Origin of the sequence: Nonomuraea sp. NEAU-A123, assembly GCF_018603905.1 — a bacterium.
Taxonomy (GTDB): Bacteria; Actinomycetota; Actinomycetes; order Streptosporangiales; family Streptosporangiaceae; genus Nonomuraea.
This window is the reverse complement of record NZ_JAHFZZ010000002.1, coordinates 528,160-544,622: the sequence shown is the minus strand read 5'-3', so window position 1 is coordinate 544,622 and position 16,463 is coordinate 528,160. Positions and strand designations below refer to the sequence as shown.

General features: G+C 69.9%; 16 protein-coding genes. 6 read left to right on the top strand and 10 right to left on the bottom strand.

What is annotated here, in order from left to right:
- Window positions 1–51: 51 nt before the first annotated feature.
- The 6 genes from KLK06_RS06685 to KLK06_RS06660 all read right to left on the bottom strand — a co-directional run bounded on the left by KLK06_RS06685 (window position 52) and on the right by KLK06_RS06660 (window position 5,089).
- The gene (locus KLK06_RS06685; protein WP_214634411.1) at window positions 52–846 is read right to left on the bottom strand and encodes a class I SAM-dependent methyltransferase; all 795 of its coding nucleotides are present in this window, start codon (window positions 844–846) and stop codon (window positions 52–54) included.
- Between the two features lie 75 nt (window positions 847–921).
- Window positions 922–1,350 (bottom strand): hypothetical protein, encoded by a 429-nt coding sequence (locus tag KLK06_RS06680; protein WP_214634410.1) that lies wholly within the window; start codon window positions 1,348–1,350, stop codon window positions 922–924.
- 357 nt (window positions 1,351–1,707) lie between these two features.
- A complete protein-coding gene (gene fmdA / locus KLK06_RS06675) occupies window positions 1,708–2,955 on the bottom strand; it encodes a formamidase (RefSeq protein ID WP_214634409.1) in 1,248 nt (415 codons plus the stop codon).
- A gap of 82 nt (window positions 2,956–3,037) precedes the next feature.
- On the bottom strand, window positions 3,038–3,697 hold the full coding sequence (locus KLK06_RS06670) for an AmiS/UreI family transporter (RefSeq protein ID WP_214634408.1): 660 nt from the start codon (window positions 3,695–3,697) through the stop codon (window positions 3,038–3,040).
- A gap of 137 nt (window positions 3,698–3,834) precedes the next feature.
- Window positions 3,835–4,110 (bottom strand): zinc ribbon domain-containing protein, encoded by a 276-nt coding sequence (locus KLK06_RS62975; RefSeq protein ID WP_214634407.1) that lies wholly within the window; start codon window positions 4,108–4,110, stop codon window positions 3,835–3,837.
- A 292-nt stretch (window positions 4,111–4,402) separates the two neighbouring features.
- Complete coding sequence (locus tag KLK06_RS06660; RefSeq protein ID WP_214634406.1) at window positions 4,403–5,089, bottom strand: bifunctional 2-polyprenyl-6-hydroxyphenol methylase/3-demethylubiquinol 3-O-methyltransferase UbiG; 687 nt, start codon at window positions 5,087–5,089, stop codon at window positions 4,403–4,405.
- A gap of 99 nt (window positions 5,090–5,188) precedes the next feature.
- On the opposite strand from KLK06_RS06660, the gene KLK06_RS06655 reads away from it, so the two are divergent.
- Window positions 5,189–5,617 carry a hypothetical protein gene (locus tag KLK06_RS06655; protein ID WP_214634405.1) on the top strand — a complete coding sequence of 143 codons (429 nt, stop codon included), beginning with the start codon at window positions 5,189–5,191 and terminating at the stop codon, window positions 5,615–5,617.
- Complete coding sequence (locus tag KLK06_RS06650) at window positions 5,614–6,222, top strand: TetR family transcriptional regulator (RefSeq protein ID WP_214634404.1); 609 nt, start codon at window positions 5,614–5,616, stop codon at window positions 6,220–6,222. The genes KLK06_RS06655 and KLK06_RS06650 overlap by 4 nt, the downstream gene beginning before the upstream one ends.
- On the opposite strand, the gene KLK06_RS06645 is transcribed toward KLK06_RS06650, so the two are convergent.
- The 3 genes from KLK06_RS06645 to KLK06_RS06630 are packed head-to-tail and all read right to left on the bottom strand — an operon-like array spanning window position 6,176 to window position 9,971.
- A complete protein-coding gene (locus KLK06_RS06645; RefSeq protein ID WP_214634403.1) occupies window positions 6,176–6,997 on the bottom strand; it encodes an ABC transporter permease in 822 nt (273 codons plus the stop codon). The genes KLK06_RS06650 and KLK06_RS06645 overlap by 47 nt on opposite strands.
- Complete coding sequence (locus KLK06_RS59615; RefSeq protein WP_250904954.1) at window positions 6,994–8,784, bottom strand: phosphotransferase; 1,791 nt, start codon at window positions 8,782–8,784, stop codon at window positions 6,994–6,996. The genes KLK06_RS06645 and KLK06_RS59615 overlap by 4 nt, the downstream gene beginning before the upstream one ends.
- Window positions 8,781–9,971 (bottom strand): acyl-CoA dehydrogenase family protein, encoded by a 1,191-nt coding sequence (locus tag KLK06_RS06630; protein WP_214634401.1) that lies wholly within the window; start codon window positions 9,969–9,971, stop codon window positions 8,781–8,783. Before KLK06_RS06630 ends, KLK06_RS59615 begins: the two co-directional genes overlap by 4 nt.
- Window positions 9,972–10,252: 281 nt before the next feature.
- Here KLK06_RS06630 and KLK06_RS06625 point away from each other — a divergent pair, with 281 nt between their 5' ends.
- The 4 genes from KLK06_RS06625 to KLK06_RS06610 are packed head-to-tail and all read left to right on the top strand — an operon-like array spanning window position 10,253 to window position 15,739.
- Window positions 10,253–10,531, top strand: coding sequence for a CATRA system-associated protein (locus tag KLK06_RS06625; RefSeq protein WP_214634400.1), 279 nt, complete (start codon window positions 10,253–10,255; stop codon window positions 10,529–10,531).
- Window positions 10,518–11,690, top strand: coding sequence for a CATRA conflict system CASPASE/TPR repeat-associated protein (locus KLK06_RS06620; RefSeq protein ID WP_214634399.1), 1,173 nt, complete (start codon window positions 10,518–10,520; stop codon window positions 11,688–11,690). The genes KLK06_RS06625 and KLK06_RS06620 overlap by 14 nt, the downstream gene beginning before the upstream one ends.
- Window positions 11,687–15,346 (top strand): CHAT domain-containing protein, encoded by a 3,660-nt coding sequence (locus tag KLK06_RS06615; RefSeq protein WP_214634398.1) that lies wholly within the window; start codon window positions 11,687–11,689, stop codon window positions 15,344–15,346. Before KLK06_RS06620 ends, KLK06_RS06615 begins: the two co-directional genes overlap by 4 nt.
- A 51-nt stretch (window positions 15,347–15,397) precedes the next feature.
- On the top strand, window positions 15,398–15,739 hold the full coding sequence (locus tag KLK06_RS06610; protein ID WP_214634397.1) for a DUF6285 domain-containing protein: 342 nt from the start codon (window positions 15,398–15,400) through the stop codon (window positions 15,737–15,739).
- A 55-nt stretch (window positions 15,740–15,794) separates the two neighbouring features.
- Here the strand turns inward: KLK06_RS06610 and KLK06_RS06605 are convergent, their stop codons facing one another.
- Window positions 15,795–16,457, bottom strand: a complete 663-nt coding sequence (locus tag KLK06_RS06605; protein ID WP_214634396.1) for a GDSL-type esterase/lipase family protein — start codon at window positions 16,455–16,457, stop codon at window positions 15,795–15,797.
- Window positions 16,458–16,463: the final 6 nt, after the last annotated feature.

Below are 16,463 nucleotides of genomic sequence, written 5' to 3'. Positions count from 1 at the left end.
AACGTACTACGTAATCTACATTGTAAAGGGCGCGGGCCTGAGCGATGCCGCCTACGACCTCCTGGTGATGCGGATCTTCGACTGCTTGTGCCGGAGCTGTTCCCAGTCGTCCATGAAGGTCGCGTCCAGGCTGTACCGGTCCGCCAGGGCTACGAGGGTCTCGGTGCGGTAGTAGAAGTCCTCGCGCAGCACGTGGTGCTCCTTGCCCTCGGCGCGGTCGAAGGTGAAGTCGAACCACCCGTCCGGCTTCATGATGCGGCTGACGTGGGCGAAGCACTCCTCGATGACGTTCAGCGGCGAGTGCGAGAAGACGCTGTGGGCGTGCACCACGTCGAAGTGGCCGTTGGGCAGGAACGCGAAGCGCAGATCACGGACCGGGGTCAGGCGCGGCAGCTTCTCGCGCAGGCCGTTCGCGACGACCGTCTCCTGCGCGGCGAAGAGGATGTCGGGCGAGATGTCGATGCCGTAGTAGTTGCCCGTGTCCAGGTAGTCGATGAACAGGCGGCCGGCCCGCAGATTGCCGCAGCCGATCTCCAGCATCGTGAAGTCGGGCTTGAGGCCGTGCTTCTTCAAATAGTCGAACTGCATGCGCCCGAGCGCCAGCCAGCGCCGGTGCGTGTGCGAGCCGACCGCACCTTCGGGGCTGCAGGCGGTGTCGGACTTCATGACCGCTCGGTAGTAGGAGACGTGGTCGGGGTTGCGCAACCGCAGCCAGGTGTCGCGGGTCAGCCGGCGCAGATGCGGCAGGACCCGGTGCGGGTGCGTGAGCGCGTAACGGGCTTGGTAGGCCAGACTGGAACGGTTGTGTTTCACGGTGGACCGCCAGAGGAGATTCCTAAAGAGCATTGGGAATCTAGGCGCCGCCGTACGCGCGCTCAATCACCGCCGCTTATGGGGCAGGCAAAATGACGGCGATTCGCCTTACGGCATGCCGGCGATGGCGCATGCCCGGCACGGGGGGCGCCCGCAGATGCACTGCATGATGGCGTTGAGAACGTCGTGGTCGTGATACAGGCACCGATCATTGCAGGTGTGGCGCGGCACGAATCCTGCCTGGATCTCGTCGGGCCACGGCTCTTCGCCTTCGCGGCAGCGGACGAACTGCTCAGGGTCTGCCGAATGCAGCCCGTGCATGCGGTCCCGGGCCTGGGTCTCCAGGGTTCGCGTCTCCGCCACCATGGTCTTGAGCTGGGCGGCGAGGTCGACGTACCTGTCGTCGCCGGTTCGTACGTGCGCGGCCCGCAGCGCCATCACCGCATTGCCCAGGAATCGGCTGGCGTCCTGGAGGTCGGTGGTGTGGTGCAATTGGATGCCGGTCACGCTTCGGACCCACACGGCGTCGTTGTTCATTGATCAATCCTTCGAAGCGGCAGGCGCGCGCACCTGATTCATTTCGGTGGACACGTCGGGGTTTGCCAATACACGTGATGATAGCCAGTTGTTTGCGTATTTTTCGGGCTGGGCACCCTGGGTTGACTCTTGGCAGAGTGATGGCGGCGATTGACCGGCCCGGGGGAGGCGTGTCGAAACGGCCTTCAGCCCGGCGTGGAAGGCGCGCTGGTCGACCGGATCGCCCTCTGTCGTAGTAAACGACTCTTGGCGATAAAGAGGGCAAGATATTAATCGCCGCAGGGGTTTGCGCCGTGGATCGCGGCCACCGCGTGCGCGGTGGCCGTTCTCGTTTTCAGGCGCCGCTCGCGGTGGCGGTCAGCTCGTCACGGCGCACTGCCCGCGCTGTTTCCTGACTGGTCCTTCGGCGTTCGGACGTATGTCGAAGTCGAAGATCGCGGTGGGCAGGTAGAGCGAGCAGCAGGCGTTGGGAATGTCGACGATTCCGCTGACTCGCCCTTCGATCGGGGCCGAGCCGAGGATCAGGTAGGCCTGTTCGCCGGTGTAGCCCCACTTCTTGAGATACTCGACGGCGTTGAGGCATGCCCTGCGGTAGGCCACCGTCGCGTCGAGGTAGTAGTTGGTGTCGGTGTCGTGGTCGACCGAGATCCCGATGAACGAGAGAAACTCGGAGTAGCGTGGCTCGACGTTTCCGGGCAGGAAGACCGGATTGGTGGTGACACCGTACTTCTCCATGCCGCCTTTGATGAGGTCGACGTGGAAGTCGATGTAGCCGCCCATCTCGATCGCGCCGCAGAAGGTAATCTCGCCGTCGCCCTGACTGAAGTGCAGGTCACCTCCGGAAAGCTTCGCGTCCTTCACGAGGACCGGGTAGAAGACCCGGGCGCCGCGGGTGAAGTTCTTGATGTCGTGGTTGCCGCCGTTCTCCCGCGCCGGTACGGTACGTGCGCCCTCGCCGGCGACCCGCCGCGCCACCTCGCCGCTTGCCGTACCGGCGATGGCGTTGTCGGCCAGCGGTGGCAGGCCGAGCGGCGGGACCCGTTGCGGATCGGTGTCGATGAGCGCCTGCTCCCTGCGGTTCCAGGAGGCGAGCAGCTCGGCCGACGGCGCGGTGCCGAACAGCCCGGGGTGGGTGATGCCGGTGAACCGGACACCTGGCAGGTGACGGGATGTGGCCACCTGGCCGTGGAAGTCCCAGATCGCCTTGTACGCGTCGGGGAAGTAGTCGGTCAGGAATCCGCCGCCGTTCGCCTTGGCGAACACGCCGGTGTACCCCCAGCCCTGTCCTGGTGCCTCCCCCATCTGCTGCGGAACCGCGCCGAGGTCGAGGATGTCGACGATCAGGAGATCGCCCGGCTCGGCCCCGTCCACCCCGATGGGTCCGCTCAGCACGTGCGCGACGCTCAGGTCGACGTCCCGTACGTCGTTCGCGGAATCGTTGTTGCCTATCTGGGCGTCGGTCCATTCCCGGCATTCGACTCGGAACTCATCTCCGGGGCGGACCATGTCGGCCACCGGAATATCTGGGTGCCATCGATTGTGTCCCGGGATTTTCTGGTCGCGCATGGACATCGATTGATCGATGCTGAATACGACGTTCGGCATGATGAATGCCTTTCTTTGGATACGGGTGCCGTAAGGGATGCGCGCATCGATCACCTCCTTCCAGGTGTCGCGGGCCTTCTCGTCAGGTCCAGCGAGGGCGATGTCTCCGGTCGCGGGCGCCCACCGTCTCATCGCTCGGGGCCGCGGCGGCGGGTTCACGCCCTCGTGTCAGCGGCCACAGCCCGATGAAGACCACCACGCCGAACACGGCGAGGATGAAGGCGATGAGGTTCGTGTTCCGCCAGTACCCCGTCAGGATCATGAAGGCGGGGATCGCCGCCGTGACCCATCCCTGGATCGCCGTGACCCAGCCCGTGTACCTGGTGATCTGCTCGTGTTTCAGACCCAGCAGCACAAAGAAGAGGAACCACAGGAACCCCCAGTAGAGCCAGATGACCCCGAACGCCGGATCGCCCAAGAGCTGGAAGTTCGCGTACGCGTACCCGATGGCCATGATGGCCACGAACAGGGAGAAGTAGCCGACTCCCGTGGAGTCGAAACCGCCCAGCAGGTTGATCCCGACGTACAGGTAGGTGAAACCGAACAGATAGATCCCGGACGCGCCGAGGATCTGGGCCGCGTTCCCGGGGTTGGTGATGATCAGCACAGTGGGCGTGATCACCTGCATGCTCCCGACGAAGAGGTTGAAGATGCCTGCCGCGCGTGGATCGATCTTCTTCAGCAGCATCATCCCGTTGATGAAGAGCACTGCGCCCACGTAGAGAAGTCCGACGGCTCCCATGAGCGACGCACCTCCTGGTGTTGTGGTGCGGCGGCATCATTCACGCCGGACGGCCCGTGTGACGGTCGCCGCGTCCGGATCGGCGGAGCCGCGTGTGTGATCGGTTCACACGCACGTGGCCGCGTTGATTCTGTTGGTCAAGACCGAGGCAGGCGGGGCAGCGCCGGGTGCGGCGGCTGTGCGCGCCGCTTGGGAGGCGTGCTCGTGACAACCTCGGGTACTTCCCGGCTCCGCTCCTCGCGGGTGAGCGCGGCAGCGACCACCGAGGGCACCCGGCTGAGGTACGGCGAGGAGAAGACTCGAGGGGATGGGCGGTGACACGCGGGGCATTCGCCGACCGCCGTGGCGGTTCCGATCGGTAGGTGCACGTCGAATCGTCCGCAATCGGGGCAGCGATACTCGTACGTTGCCATAGGCGTCCCCTCCGCAGAGATCTCCCTCGATCTTCTCCGGCCTTTGGCGTCCTAGAATGTGCCGGCCTGCGGCAATCTAGGCACACTTCAGACAACCTCCGCCTCCACCCCATGTCAAGGTCATCGAATACCGTTGCAATTTCATCGGAAAACCGGCTCTGAGCGGAAAAGGGAGGAAGAATAGCAGGATGGTGCTCGCGGAGGCGATAAACGTGGTCAGACCTTTAACGTGGTGCCGCGGATAATTGCCGGAACGCCTGCGAGAATTTGCCGGACGTTTGGCCCGGCCCGGCTATGTGGTGGGCACGGCCAGCACCCACCTGCGGTCGTCGGTGAGGAAGCGGTCCAGATGGAGGCCGGCCTCGGTGAGGGCGGCGCGGAGGTCGTCGTCGCTGAGCCGCCGGGAGGTGAACGACTGTGTCCACACCCGATCCCCGTGCGCATACCGCATGGTCGCGCTGAACAGCTCCGGCCCGACCTCCTCCCGCGCCGCCAGCGTGATGGTGATGTCGCCGTCGGTCCTGCCCCTGCCGACCTGCTGAGCGTCGTGCGTCTCGGGCGGTGTCCACTCGATCAGCACCGCCCCACCGGGTGCCACGTGCCGCGCGCAGGCGGACAGCAGCGCCCGCCTGCCGTCCTCGTCGGAGGTGTGCACCAGGAACGACGCCAGCATGACCGCGTCGAAGCGCCGGTGGAGCCGCAGGTCCTGGATCCGGGACAGCACGGTCTCCGCGCCCTTGATGCGGGCCAGCATCTCCGCCGACTCGTCCACGGCCACCACCTCGAAGCCGTGCTCCAGCAGCGCGTGCGTGACCCGGCCGACGCCCGACCCCAGCTCCAGGACGGACCCGCCGGACGGTGTCACCTGTCCGACGATCTCCGCCTCCCCTCGGGGCCTTAACAGCATGTAGAACTCGACGGGGGAGCCGTCGGGGGTGATCGAGCCGGGTCCGGTGCCGGAATGGGGGTAGATCGTCATGATTTCGAACCTAACTCCCGGAGAGGCCGCGCGGCCGTTCCAGCGGAATAGTCGGTGCGGGCCGACATGGGAGGCGGGCGGCCGGGGGACGATGCTGCTGTGTCCCGTGAGGTGCGTCATCTGATCGGTGTCGTGGCGGGCCTGGCCGCGCTTCCCCTCGTGTACTACCTGACCGAGGCGGGTGCCAGGGCCCTGCGGGCGGCCTACGCCGCGTTCCGGCCCGCGCCGGTCGGCCTCGGCTACCTGACGGCGGTGGCGGCCATCGTGGTGCTGCTGGCCGCCTGGTCGTGGCTGTCGCCGCTGGCCGCGCTGGCCTGCGGGCTGCCGCTCACCGCCGTCGCCGCGCTGTTCGCGTTCGACCTCGACGTGGCGCTGGACCTGGCGGGCAGGCTGCCGAGCTTCGCGGTGCCCGCCGGTGAGCCGCCGGGCACCCTGGCCGGTGTGACCGGCCTGTACGCCGTCATCGGCGTCCTGCTGGTGCTGTCGGCGCTGCTGCCCCGTAGCCGGCGATCTATCCTGGGCGGATGAGCGGACGGGACCCGGATCGGCGCAGGGCGCTGCTGGACGCGGCGGACCGGGTCATCCTGCGCGAGGGCCCCGAGGCGTCCATGGCCGCGATCGCCGCCGAGGCCGGCATCACCAAGCCGATCCTCTACCGTCACTTCGGCGACAAGAGCGGCCTCTACGAAGCGTTGGCCGACCGCCACGTGCGCACGGTCATCGCCCAGTTGCGCCCGGCCTTCGCCGAGGTCGCGACCGACCTGCGCGGCCGGGCCAGGACGACGATCACCGTCTACCTGGACCTGATCTCGGCCAACCTCAACCTCTACCGGTTCCTGTTCCACCGGGCCAGCGCCGAGGACACCCGGATGCGCTCCCACATGACCGCGCTCGTGCGCAGTCTCGGCGAGGAGCTGGGCGGGGTGCTGGCCGCCGAGCGGGTGGTGCCGGAGCCGGTACGCGCCCAGGTGCTCGGGCACGCCTTCGTCGGCATGGTGCAGACCACGGGTGACTGGTGGCTGGAGCATCCGGAGGTGGATCGGGCGGAGGTCGTCGAGGGCCTGGTGGACGTGATCGTCGCGGCGGTCAGTCACCGAAGCGGGAGAGCCTCCCATGCCGCCGGGCGTAGTTGAGCGCCCACCCGAACACCCCCAGCGCGCCGGCCAGATAGACGACGTTGAGCCCGATCGCCCACACCATCCGGTCCCACGGCAGCGCACCGCCCGACATGACCGTCCGCATCCCCTCGAAGACATGCGAGGCGGGCAGGAACCACGCTACGGCCCGCACCGGCTCGGGCAGCACCGACAGCGGGTAGAAGATCCCGGCCAGCGGCTGGACGAAGAAGACCAACGACCAGGCGATGACCTGCGCGTTCTCCCCGAAGCGGAGCACCGCCGCGATGCCGACCAGCCCGAGTGACCAGCCGAGCAGGAGCAGGATGCCCATGAACGGCACCAGCCCCACGCCCAGGCTCGTCACCCCGAACCCGTAGAGTACCAGCGCGAGGCCCGCCATCACGGCGACCGCGAACACCACCTTGCCCAGCGAGAACAGCATGAGCCCGATCAGGTATTCGACGCTGGACAGCGGGCTGACCTGCACGTTGAGCAGGTTGCGCGCCCAGATGTCCTCCAGGAAGGCCAGCGAGATCTCGTTGCTCGCCTTCTGCAGCACCTGCCAGAGCAGCACCGCGCCGATCAGGAACGCCACCACGAAAGGCACCTGCTGCGTCCTGAGGTACAGCGTGACGAACCCCCACAGCAGCAGCTCGATGGTCGGCCAGAACAGGATCTCGAACATCCTGATCGGGCTGCGCCGCAGCGCGGCGAAGTCACGCCGGATCACGCCGGAGATCCGGCTGCGCCGGGCGGCGAGGCTGAGCGGGGGCAAGGTGAGAGTCGTCATCCGCGAGCCACCTTCAGGAACACCTCTTCCAGGTCGTCGACCCCGTAGTGGCTGGCCAGCTCACCGGCGGTGCCGGTGGCCACGATCCGGCCGTCGGCCATGAAGTGGATTCGGTCGCACATCCGCTCGACCTCGCGCATGTTGTGCGAGGTGATCAGCATGGCGCTGCCGGTCTCCTCGGCCACGCGCGACAGCAGGCCGCGGATCCGGTCGCCGACGTCGGGGTCGAGGTTGGCCGTGGGCTCGTCGAGCACCAGCAGCCGGGGCGCGTTGAGCAGGGCCTTGGCCAGTTGCACCCGGGTGCGCTGCCCGGAGGACAGAACCATCATCCGACGCCGGCGCAGCGGCCCCAGCTCGAACAGCTCGACCATCTCATCGACCCGCGCCGCCGGCCGCCGCAGCGCGTAGAGGCGGGCGAACGCGTCGAGCACCTCCTGCACCAGCAGCGGCCCGGGCAGGTCCACGTAGCTGGCGGCGAAGTTGACCCGGCTCAGCACCTCGATCCGGTGCCGCGCCAGGTCCTGGCCGAACAGGCGGACGCTCCCCGAATCGGGCGTGATCAGGCCGAGCAGCATGTGGAGTGTCGTCGATTTGCCCGCGCCGTTGAGCCCGAGCAGCCCCGTCACCTCTCCTTCGCCGACGGTGAGGCTCAGGTCACGGACCGCCGTCACGGGCCCGAACCGCTTGACCAGATGAGTCGCCTCCAGGATGGTCACCCGATCAGAGTGTGTTCCGTACACGGGCGTTCGCAACGGGTTTTCAGCCGAGCAGCCGCAGCAGGTCCCACTCGTTCTCGCACACCCGGCGCCCGATCGCGGCCAGCTCGACGGAGCGCGCGCCGCCGCGCAGGTGGCGCATCGTCTGCATGACGCAGATGACGCCCCACTTGAGCACGCCGAACGTCTCCCACCAGCGCAGCGCGTCACGGTCGACGGGCTGCCCGCCGGCCTTCTCGTACGCGGTGACCAGATCGTCGTAGTCGCCGAACCCGCCGACCGGCAGAGCGAGCCGAACCGCCACGCCTTCACGCACAGCCAGCCGAGGTCCTCGACCGGATCGCCCGCGTGGGCCAGCTCCCAGTCGAGCACCGCCCGGATGCCCTCGGGACCGACGATCAGGTTGCCGTTGCGGAAGTCGCCGTGCACCACGGTCCGCCGCGACCCCGGCGGCCGGGTCGCCGCCAGCCGCCGGAACGCCAGCTCGAACACCGGATGCGGCTCCCCGGCCTGATCGAGCACCTCCCGCCACTGCCGCAGCGGATCGTCCGCGACAGACGCGAGCGGACCGCCCGAGGCGGGGGGCGGACCGCCTGAGGTGGCGGGCGCATCGGCCGGCGCGGGAGTGGGCACATCGGCCGCGGACGCGGCGGGTGGCAGCGCGGACAGCGGCATCCGGTGGATCGCCGCGAGCGCCTCGCCGCACTGGGCGGCCAGCCGCGGCCGGGCCTCCGCGTACGCCTCGTCGCGCAGGATCCTGCGCGGGATCGTCTCGCCCGCCACCCGGGTCATGAGGATGTACGACCGAGCGGCCGCCACGATCCGCGGCACGGGCACCCCGGCCCCGGCGGCGGCCCGCATCAGCGTGGCCTCGCTCGCCAGGCTGCCACCGGCCTCCAGGGCCGCGCCGGGGGAGTCGAGGCGCAGGATCAGCTCGTGCCGTTCGTCCCCGTCGAGCACGTCGAGCGCCCACGTCTCGCGCGAGGCCCCGCCGGGGAGCCGCGCGCTGAAGGGCACCGACGCGCCGGGCCCGAAGACCTCACCGACGATCGAGCGGACCGCTTGCGTCATCGCAGCCCGAACTCCCAGTTCCCGCCCGCCGCGTAGGCGCCGAGTATCCGCCGCCCCACGGAGTCGATGTGCACCTCGTCCGGCCCGTCGTAGATCCGCCCGGCCCTGGCGTGCCGGTACATCCGGTCCAGCGGGGTGTCCGACGTCAGCCCCGCCGCGCCGTACACCTGAATGGCCCGGTCGATCACGTTGTGCAGCATGCGCGAGCCCACCACCTTGATCGCGCCGATCTCGACCCTGGCGTCGGAGCCGGAGTCGATGGCCCGCGCGGCGTCGAGCGTGAGCAGCCGCGCGGCCTGGATCTCCGCGTAGGAGTCGAACACGTGCTGCCGCATGAGCTGTTTGGCCGCCAGCGGCTCACCGAACGCGGTCCGTTCGTGCATCCGGCGGCACATCAGGTCGAAGGCCCGCTGCGCCTGGCCGAGCCAGCGCATGCAGTGGAAGATCCGCCCGGGCCCCAGGCGCTTCTGCGCGATGACGAATCCGTGGCCGCGCTGCCCCAGGAGGTTCGAGGCGGGCACCCGGACGTTGTCGTAGCGGACCTCGCAGTGCGCGCCGTCCAGGCCCAGCACCGGCGTCTCACGGATGATGTCGTAGCCCGGCGTGTCGGTCGGCACCAGGATCATGGAGAAGGCCAGGTGCGGCGCCGCTCCGTCCTCTGTCCGGCACATCACGGTGGTGTACGCGGCCCGGGACGCGCCGGTCGTGAACCACTTGTGCCCGTTGATCACCCATTCGTCCCCGTCGAGAACGGCGGCCGTCCTGAGCTGCGTCGGGTCGCTGCTCGACACGGAGGGCTCGGTCATCGCGAAGCTCGGCGAGATGTCGCCCCGCACCAGCGGATCCAGGTAGCGTTCCCGCTGCTCGGCGGAGGCGTGCTCGTACAGCATGAGCGAGTCCTGCAGCGTGTACGTGCCCAGCGCGATCTGCCCGAACTCGCTCCGCCCCTGCACCTCGTTGACGTACACGTAGTCGAGGAAGGGCAGCCCGCCCCCGCCCAGCTCGCGCGGATGGCCGAGCGCCCACAGGCCCTCCTTCTTGGCTTCGGCGCGCAGTTCGTCGAGCGCCGCCCCGGCAGCGGGCCCGCCCTGGTGGAGCACGTTCTCGGCGGGCTCGACCCGCTCGGTCATGAAGGCGTGTACGGCATCGCGAATGGGACGAACGCTGTCAGGGACGGCGAAGCTCATAAAAGGATCTCAGCCGATAATCGTTGCCCGGTCAACGGATGCTGCGCCGAGAAGCGGACCCGCGAAAGCTATACAAAACGGACTTAAAGGAATAATCTCGACATGCCTTAGTCGGGGGCCCTGAGGCACCAAAGCCCACCCGCGAAGCCGCCCCGGTCTCATCCGGACCGGGGCGCGCCGCGACCGCCCCCTCGTTATCGCATCGTGTCGGTGTGCTCGCTGGTCGTGATCGCCGGCGGCAGGCACACTTGAGTCGGGATCGCCCGAAGGGGAGGACCGGCGTGCACGATGAGGCGACGGAGCTGCTGCGCGAGGCTCTCGGGTGGGAGTTGCCCGAGGCGAGGTGGGCGGCCGTGGACGCGGCCGTACGCGGGCTGGCGGCGTCGGCCGACCCGGACGCGGAGATCGGCCACCTGGAGCTGGCCGGGCCCATGCGCATCGTCACCCCATACCCCGCCGAACCGGTGACCCCGATGCCCGAGCAGACTCGCGAGCGCGTCAACGAGCTGATCCACAGCCTGTCGGCCCCCGTCGCGGACCGGGCCGATGAGGCCGGGTGAGCCTGCCGCCCCAGGGCTGATCGTCCACGTGTTCGTGTCCGCGACCGGACCGGAGGCGGCCGAGGGCGAGCGGCGGCTGCGCCACGTGTGGGACGCCCTCGGTGACCGGTTGCGCATGCCCGCCGAGACCGTGGGCAAGGCCGAGGTGCGCACGGCGCGTGGCGAGCCGCTGCGTCAGGCGGTGCTGCGGCTGGAACACGACACGCACTGCCTGAGCGTGGCGTTGACGGGCGGTTCGTGGGCGGAGCTCGACGCGCTCTGGACCGGCTGCGCCGGTGCGGACATCGGCGATTGGGCGCTCGGCGAGTGCCGGCTGTTCGTCGCCTACGGCCGTACGCGGCGGGCGGATCGGATCCTGGCCGCCTTGCCGCAGCCGTACACGATGGGCCGGATGACCACCAGGGACGGCATGACGCTGTGGGAGGTCGGCTACGAGCAGGACACGCGGAGCCGGCGCGTGTTCGCGATGATCGCGCCGCGCAGGCTGGAGACCCGCATGGACGCGTGGGCGTGGACGGCGGGCGACGACCGGATGGCGCCGTTCGCCCGTTACCTGATGCACGCCGCCAAGGTCCGTTACCACCTGCGAGTCTACGCGGACGGGGCGAGCGTGCGGGCGGCGCGCCGCCGGGTCGACGAGCAGGTCGACGCGACGATGGCGCTGCTCGGGGACGCCGGGCTGACATCGGCCCGGCGCGAGCTGACCGAGCGGCAGACGGCGGCGGCGGGGCTGATCTGGGCCGCGACCCGGTTACGCGAGATGCGGCGGAGCGTGGAGATCGCGCTGCACAATATGCGCGCCCAGGCGCTCGACGACGACCTGGCGCTGGCCGACTGGTTCCTGCGGCGCCTCGACGACGACCTCGCCTACGCCGAGGCGACCCGGGAGCGGGCCCGCGAGATCGCCGCGATCGCCGACATCGTGCTCGCCGAGCGGTTACAGCTACGAGCGGAGCAGACCGAGCGCCGCTGGGAACGCTTCGGCGTCCTGAGCGCCGCCGTCATCGGCAGCCTGATCATGATGCTGACAGCGGTGCAGTCACTGAACTACCGCGTCCCCATCCCCGATCCCGTGAAGCCCTTCATCGTGGCCGCCCTGGCCCTGACGGCCTTCGGGGTGACCGCGTTCGGCGTCGTCAGATGGCGGAGGAGCCGATGAACCCAGCCGAGCACATCAACCGATACCTCCTGACCGGCGACACCAAGGCTCTGGAGGACGGGATAGCCGGATACCGCAAGCTGGTGGCGCGCGACCCTGACCCGCTGCTGCTCACCGAGTACGGCAACGCCATGAGCATGCGCTACGACCGGCTCCGGAACGAACAGGACCTCCTCCAGGCCATCGACCTGCACCGCCGCGCCGTGACGGCCCTGGCCGGCCGGCCCGAACTGGCCGAGGCCCAGGCGTCGCTGGCGGGCGTGCTCGGCGGCCACGTCAAGACCGGCGCAGAGCACTTCGGGGAAGCCCTGGAGCTGTACGAGGCGGCGCTCGGCGGCCGGCTCCAGGACCGGCCGCTGGTGCTGGCCAACTACGGCATGGCCTGCATGCTCAGCCACATGAGGACCGGCGACCGCGACCACCTGCTGCGCGGGATCGACCTGCTGCGCCAGTCGGTGCACGCCACCGACAGGTCGGGCGACAGGTACCTGTGGCGGCTGGCCAAGCTCGCCAACGCCCTGGTGCTGGTCGCCCACGAGGACCCGGCCAGAGCCGAGGAGCTGAAGGCGGCGATCGATGAGGTGCGGGCCCGCTACGCTGAGGCTTCCGAGCCGGTCAAGCAGGAGATCACGGTCCTGCTGGGCGCGATCATGACGGCGGACGAGATCCCGGTCATCACCCCCGAGGTGATGGAGCAGTTGCGGAGCTCAGCCGTCGGCGAGTCGTTCCTCGGCTCGGACGGCCGGTCGCGCTACCTCGCGGGCATGGGCGGCATGCTCATCGAGGACGTCCGCACCTCCGGCCGGCTCGACCGGGCCGACCAGGCGGTCGAGATGCTCCGTCAGGCCGTGGCCCAGGCGCCGCCGGACCACCCCGAGCTGCCGCAGTTGCTGATGTCGCTGGGCGCGGTGCTGGGCCTGCGCATGGAGTTCAGCGGTACCGTCGACGACCTCGACGAGATGATCGACGTCCTGAGCCGAGGGGCGGCGCTCGTCCGCCCCACCGACCCGCATGCCGGAATGTACCGCTCGGATCTTGGCAACGCGCTGATGCTGAGGTTCCGGTTCGGCGGCCGTTCGAAGGTGCTCGACGACGCCATCGACTGTTACCGGCAGGCGCTCAAGGACGCACCGCGGCACCCGGAGCGCGCCATGGCGCTGACCGGACTGGGATCCGCGCTCTTCTTCAGGTACGAGCTCACCGGCAACCTGGCGGAGCTGGACGAATCGGTGAACAGTCACCGCGCGGCCACCTCCATGACCGGCCCCGACCACCCCAACTATGCCCTGTACCGCGCCAACCTGGGCGGCGCGTTGCAGCAGCGCTACGAGCGGACCCGCCGGGGCGAGGACACGGAGGAGGCCGCCTCCGTCCTGCGTGACGCCTTGGCCGCCACGCCGCCGACCAGCCCTTACCGTCCCAGCTATCTCGGCAATCTGGCCGTCGTGCTGGCGGAGCGTTACCAGTACACCGGCCAGACGCCCGCATTGCGGGAGGCCGTGGAACGGATGCGCGAAGCCGCCCGCACCGTGCAGCCCGGCAACATCCAGCGGCCGGGCATCCTCAACACCTTCGGCATGGTGCTCCTGCTGACGGACGACGGCCTCGACGAGTCGATCGACGTGTTCCGCGCCGCCAAGGCCGCCTCCGCGCCCGGGACCGCGCTGCACACCCGCGCGACCGTCAACCTGGGCGGCGCCCTGCTGATCAGGGCTCTGTCACCACGGATCACCCGGGCGACGCTGGCCGCGATGATCGCGCAGGCGCTGGGGGAGCCGGCACCCAGGGGCGCCGTCGAGGAGATCCCTGACCTCGACGAGGCCATTGAGCTGCTCACCGAGGCCGTCCGGGCCAAGCCGCCGGGCGGGCCGGCCGCGTACAGCCAGCTCGGGGGTGCGCTGCGCAAGCGGTACGCGATGACCGGCCGGGGCGGGGACCTCAGGCGGGCGCTGCGGACGATGCGGACCGCTGTGGCGACCTGCGCGCCCGACGACCCGGCCGCCTCGATCGCGCTGTTCCACCTGGCCGGAGCGCTCACCGACCAGTGGGAGATGACGGGCGCGCCGGTGCCGCGCGACGAGGCGCTCGCCCGCTACCGCGACGCCGCCCAGGTCGAGACGGCGTCGGCGGACTGGCGGGCCACCGTCGGGCAGCGATGGGGCGAGTTCGCCATGGAGGCGGGCCTGGTCGAGGAGGCGGTCAGGGGGTTCGGCACGGCGGTGGCCGCGCTGGACGAGGCGGCCTGGCGCGGGCTCGGCCGCGACGATCAGGAGCGCGTGCTGCGGGACTACGAGGGGCTGGCCCGCGACGCGGCGGCGGCCGCGATCCGGGCGGGCGACCCGGGCACCGCGCTGGAGCTGCTGGAGCAGGGCAGAGGCGTCATGCTCACCCAGGTCATCGACAACCGCACCTCCCGCGACGTCCTGTACGCCGCCGCGCCCGACCTGGCCGACCGGCTCGGCGAGGTGCAGGACGCCATCGACGCCGCCGAACGCATGGACCTGGCCGACGCACCGGCGGCCACGCCCGACGCTCCCGCCTTCGACCGTGAACGCCGCCTCGACCAGCGTCACACGCTGCGCCGGCGCCGCCAGGAGATCCTCGCCGAGATCAGGGCGCTGCCGGACTTCACCGGCTTCCTGCGGCCGCCGCGCCACGAGAGCCTGCTGCGGGCCGCCGACGCCGGGCCCGTCGCGGTGGTGAACGTGAGCCGCTACGGCTGCGACGCGCTGATCGTCACCACCGAAGGCATCCGCGTCGTCCCCCTGGATGTCACCGCCGCACAAATCGAGGAACGGTCCGCGGAGTTCGCGGAGGCGATGGAGACCATGGCCAACGAAGCGGTCGTGACCTGCCTTGAGTGGCTCTGGGAGCACGTCACCGGTCCGGTGCTGGACGCGCTGGGCGAACTGCCGTCCAGGATGTGGTGGTGCCCCACCGGCCCGCTCACCCTGCTGCCGCTGCACGCCGCCGGCTGGGCCCTCGACCTGGTCATCTCCAGCTACACCCCCACCCTGCGAGCCCTCCTGCACGCCCGCGAACAGTCCGGACCGGCCGCCGGCAGGCAGGTGCTGCTTGTCGGCGTCCCCGCCGCCGACGGGACGGCCGTGCTGAGAGGCGTGGAACAGGAGCTGGCGGCCGTACGCCGGCACCTGCCGCAACGGCTGGAGCTGACCGGCGCGGACGCCACCCGCGACCGGGTGCTCACCGCGCTGGACGAGAGCGCCTGGGTCCACTTCGCCTGCCACGCCGTGCAGGATCCCACCGATCCCTCCAGCGGCCGGCTGCTGTTGCACGGCCCGCCGCTGACCGTCAGGGACCTGGCGGCCCGCCGCCTCGACCGGGCCGAGCTGGCCTTCCTCAGCGGCTGCGAGACCTCGCGCGGCGGCGACGTGCTGACCGACGAGGCGGTCAGCATCGCCGCGTCGGTCCAGCTCGCCGGGTTCCCGCACGTGATCGGCTCGCTGTGGCCGATCAGCGATCTCCACGCTCCGGCCGTCGCGGAGGAGGTGTACACAGTGCTGACCGCGGGCGGCACCCGCGAGCCGCACCCCGACGCGGCGGCCACCGCCCTGCACCTCGCCGTGCGCTCACTGCGCAGCCGTCGCCCGGGGTTTCCGATCTTCTGGGCCTCTTACGTGCACGTCGGATCCTGAAAATCCGCGTCGGTGAGGACAATGAGCGACCAAAAGATGAAGGAGTTCCTTATGGCAGCCCCGCACGACGTTCCCTCGGCGGCCCGGTTGGTGGCGGCCGTCCGCGACTTCCTGGCCGACGACGTGCTGCCGGCGGTCGAGGGCCAGGTGCGGTTCCACACCCGCGTGGCGATCAACGTGCTCGGCATGGTCGAGCGGGAGATCGAGCTGGGCCCGGCCCAGGCGGAGGAGCACGAGCGGCGGCTGGCCGGGCTGGGGGTGGCCGACGACGCGGAACTGGCGGCGGCGGTGCGTGAGGAGCGCCTCGACGATTCGGCTCTCGTCGAGGCGCTCAGGGATGCCGTACGGGCCAAGCTGGAGGTGGCCAACCCCGGATACCTCGCCGACGGCTAGACGAGTGGTCGCTGGGTGAAGAACCCCGCCGGGGCCGCCCGCTCGCGAGGCACGCTCACGCGACCAGGCGCAGCCAGGCCGCCGCGAGTGCGGCGTGACCGGCTGGCGTCGGGTGCGCGCCGTCCGCGGCCCAGTACTCCGGCCCGCTCGTCGCGGCGAGCTCGGCGAACATGCCGTCGGCGGCGAGCAGGTGCGCGCCGTACTTGCGGGCGAGCTCGCGGACGACCTGGATCTTCGGGTCCAGGTCGGCGCGCCACTCCTTCCGCTCCTTCTCGCCGACGAACACGTCGCCGACCTCGACACTGCCGCTGATCGGCAGGAGGAACGTCTCGATGAGGATCAGGTCGGCGCCGGCCTCGGCGAGGGGCGCGAGCAGGCGGTCGTAACCCGCCGCGTACTCCTCCGCGGTGATCACGTAGCCGTCCGGGTCGTACGTGTGCCAGGCCACGTCGTTGCCGCCGACGAGGATCGACACCACGTCCGGGCGCGCGTCGAGCACGTCCGCCTGCCATCGGGCTTCGAGGTCCATCACCTTGTCGCCGGCGATGGCGGTGTTGAGCCAGGTCACGGGCCTGTCCGGGTGCCGGAGCCCCCATTCTCCCGCGACGCGCAGCGGGTAGCCGAACCCGAGGCGGTCTTCGCTCTCAAGCCGTTGGCAGTCGGTGATCGAATCGCCGGTGAACATCACGGTGCTTCCCGGTCGGAGGGTGATGGTCATGTGCGC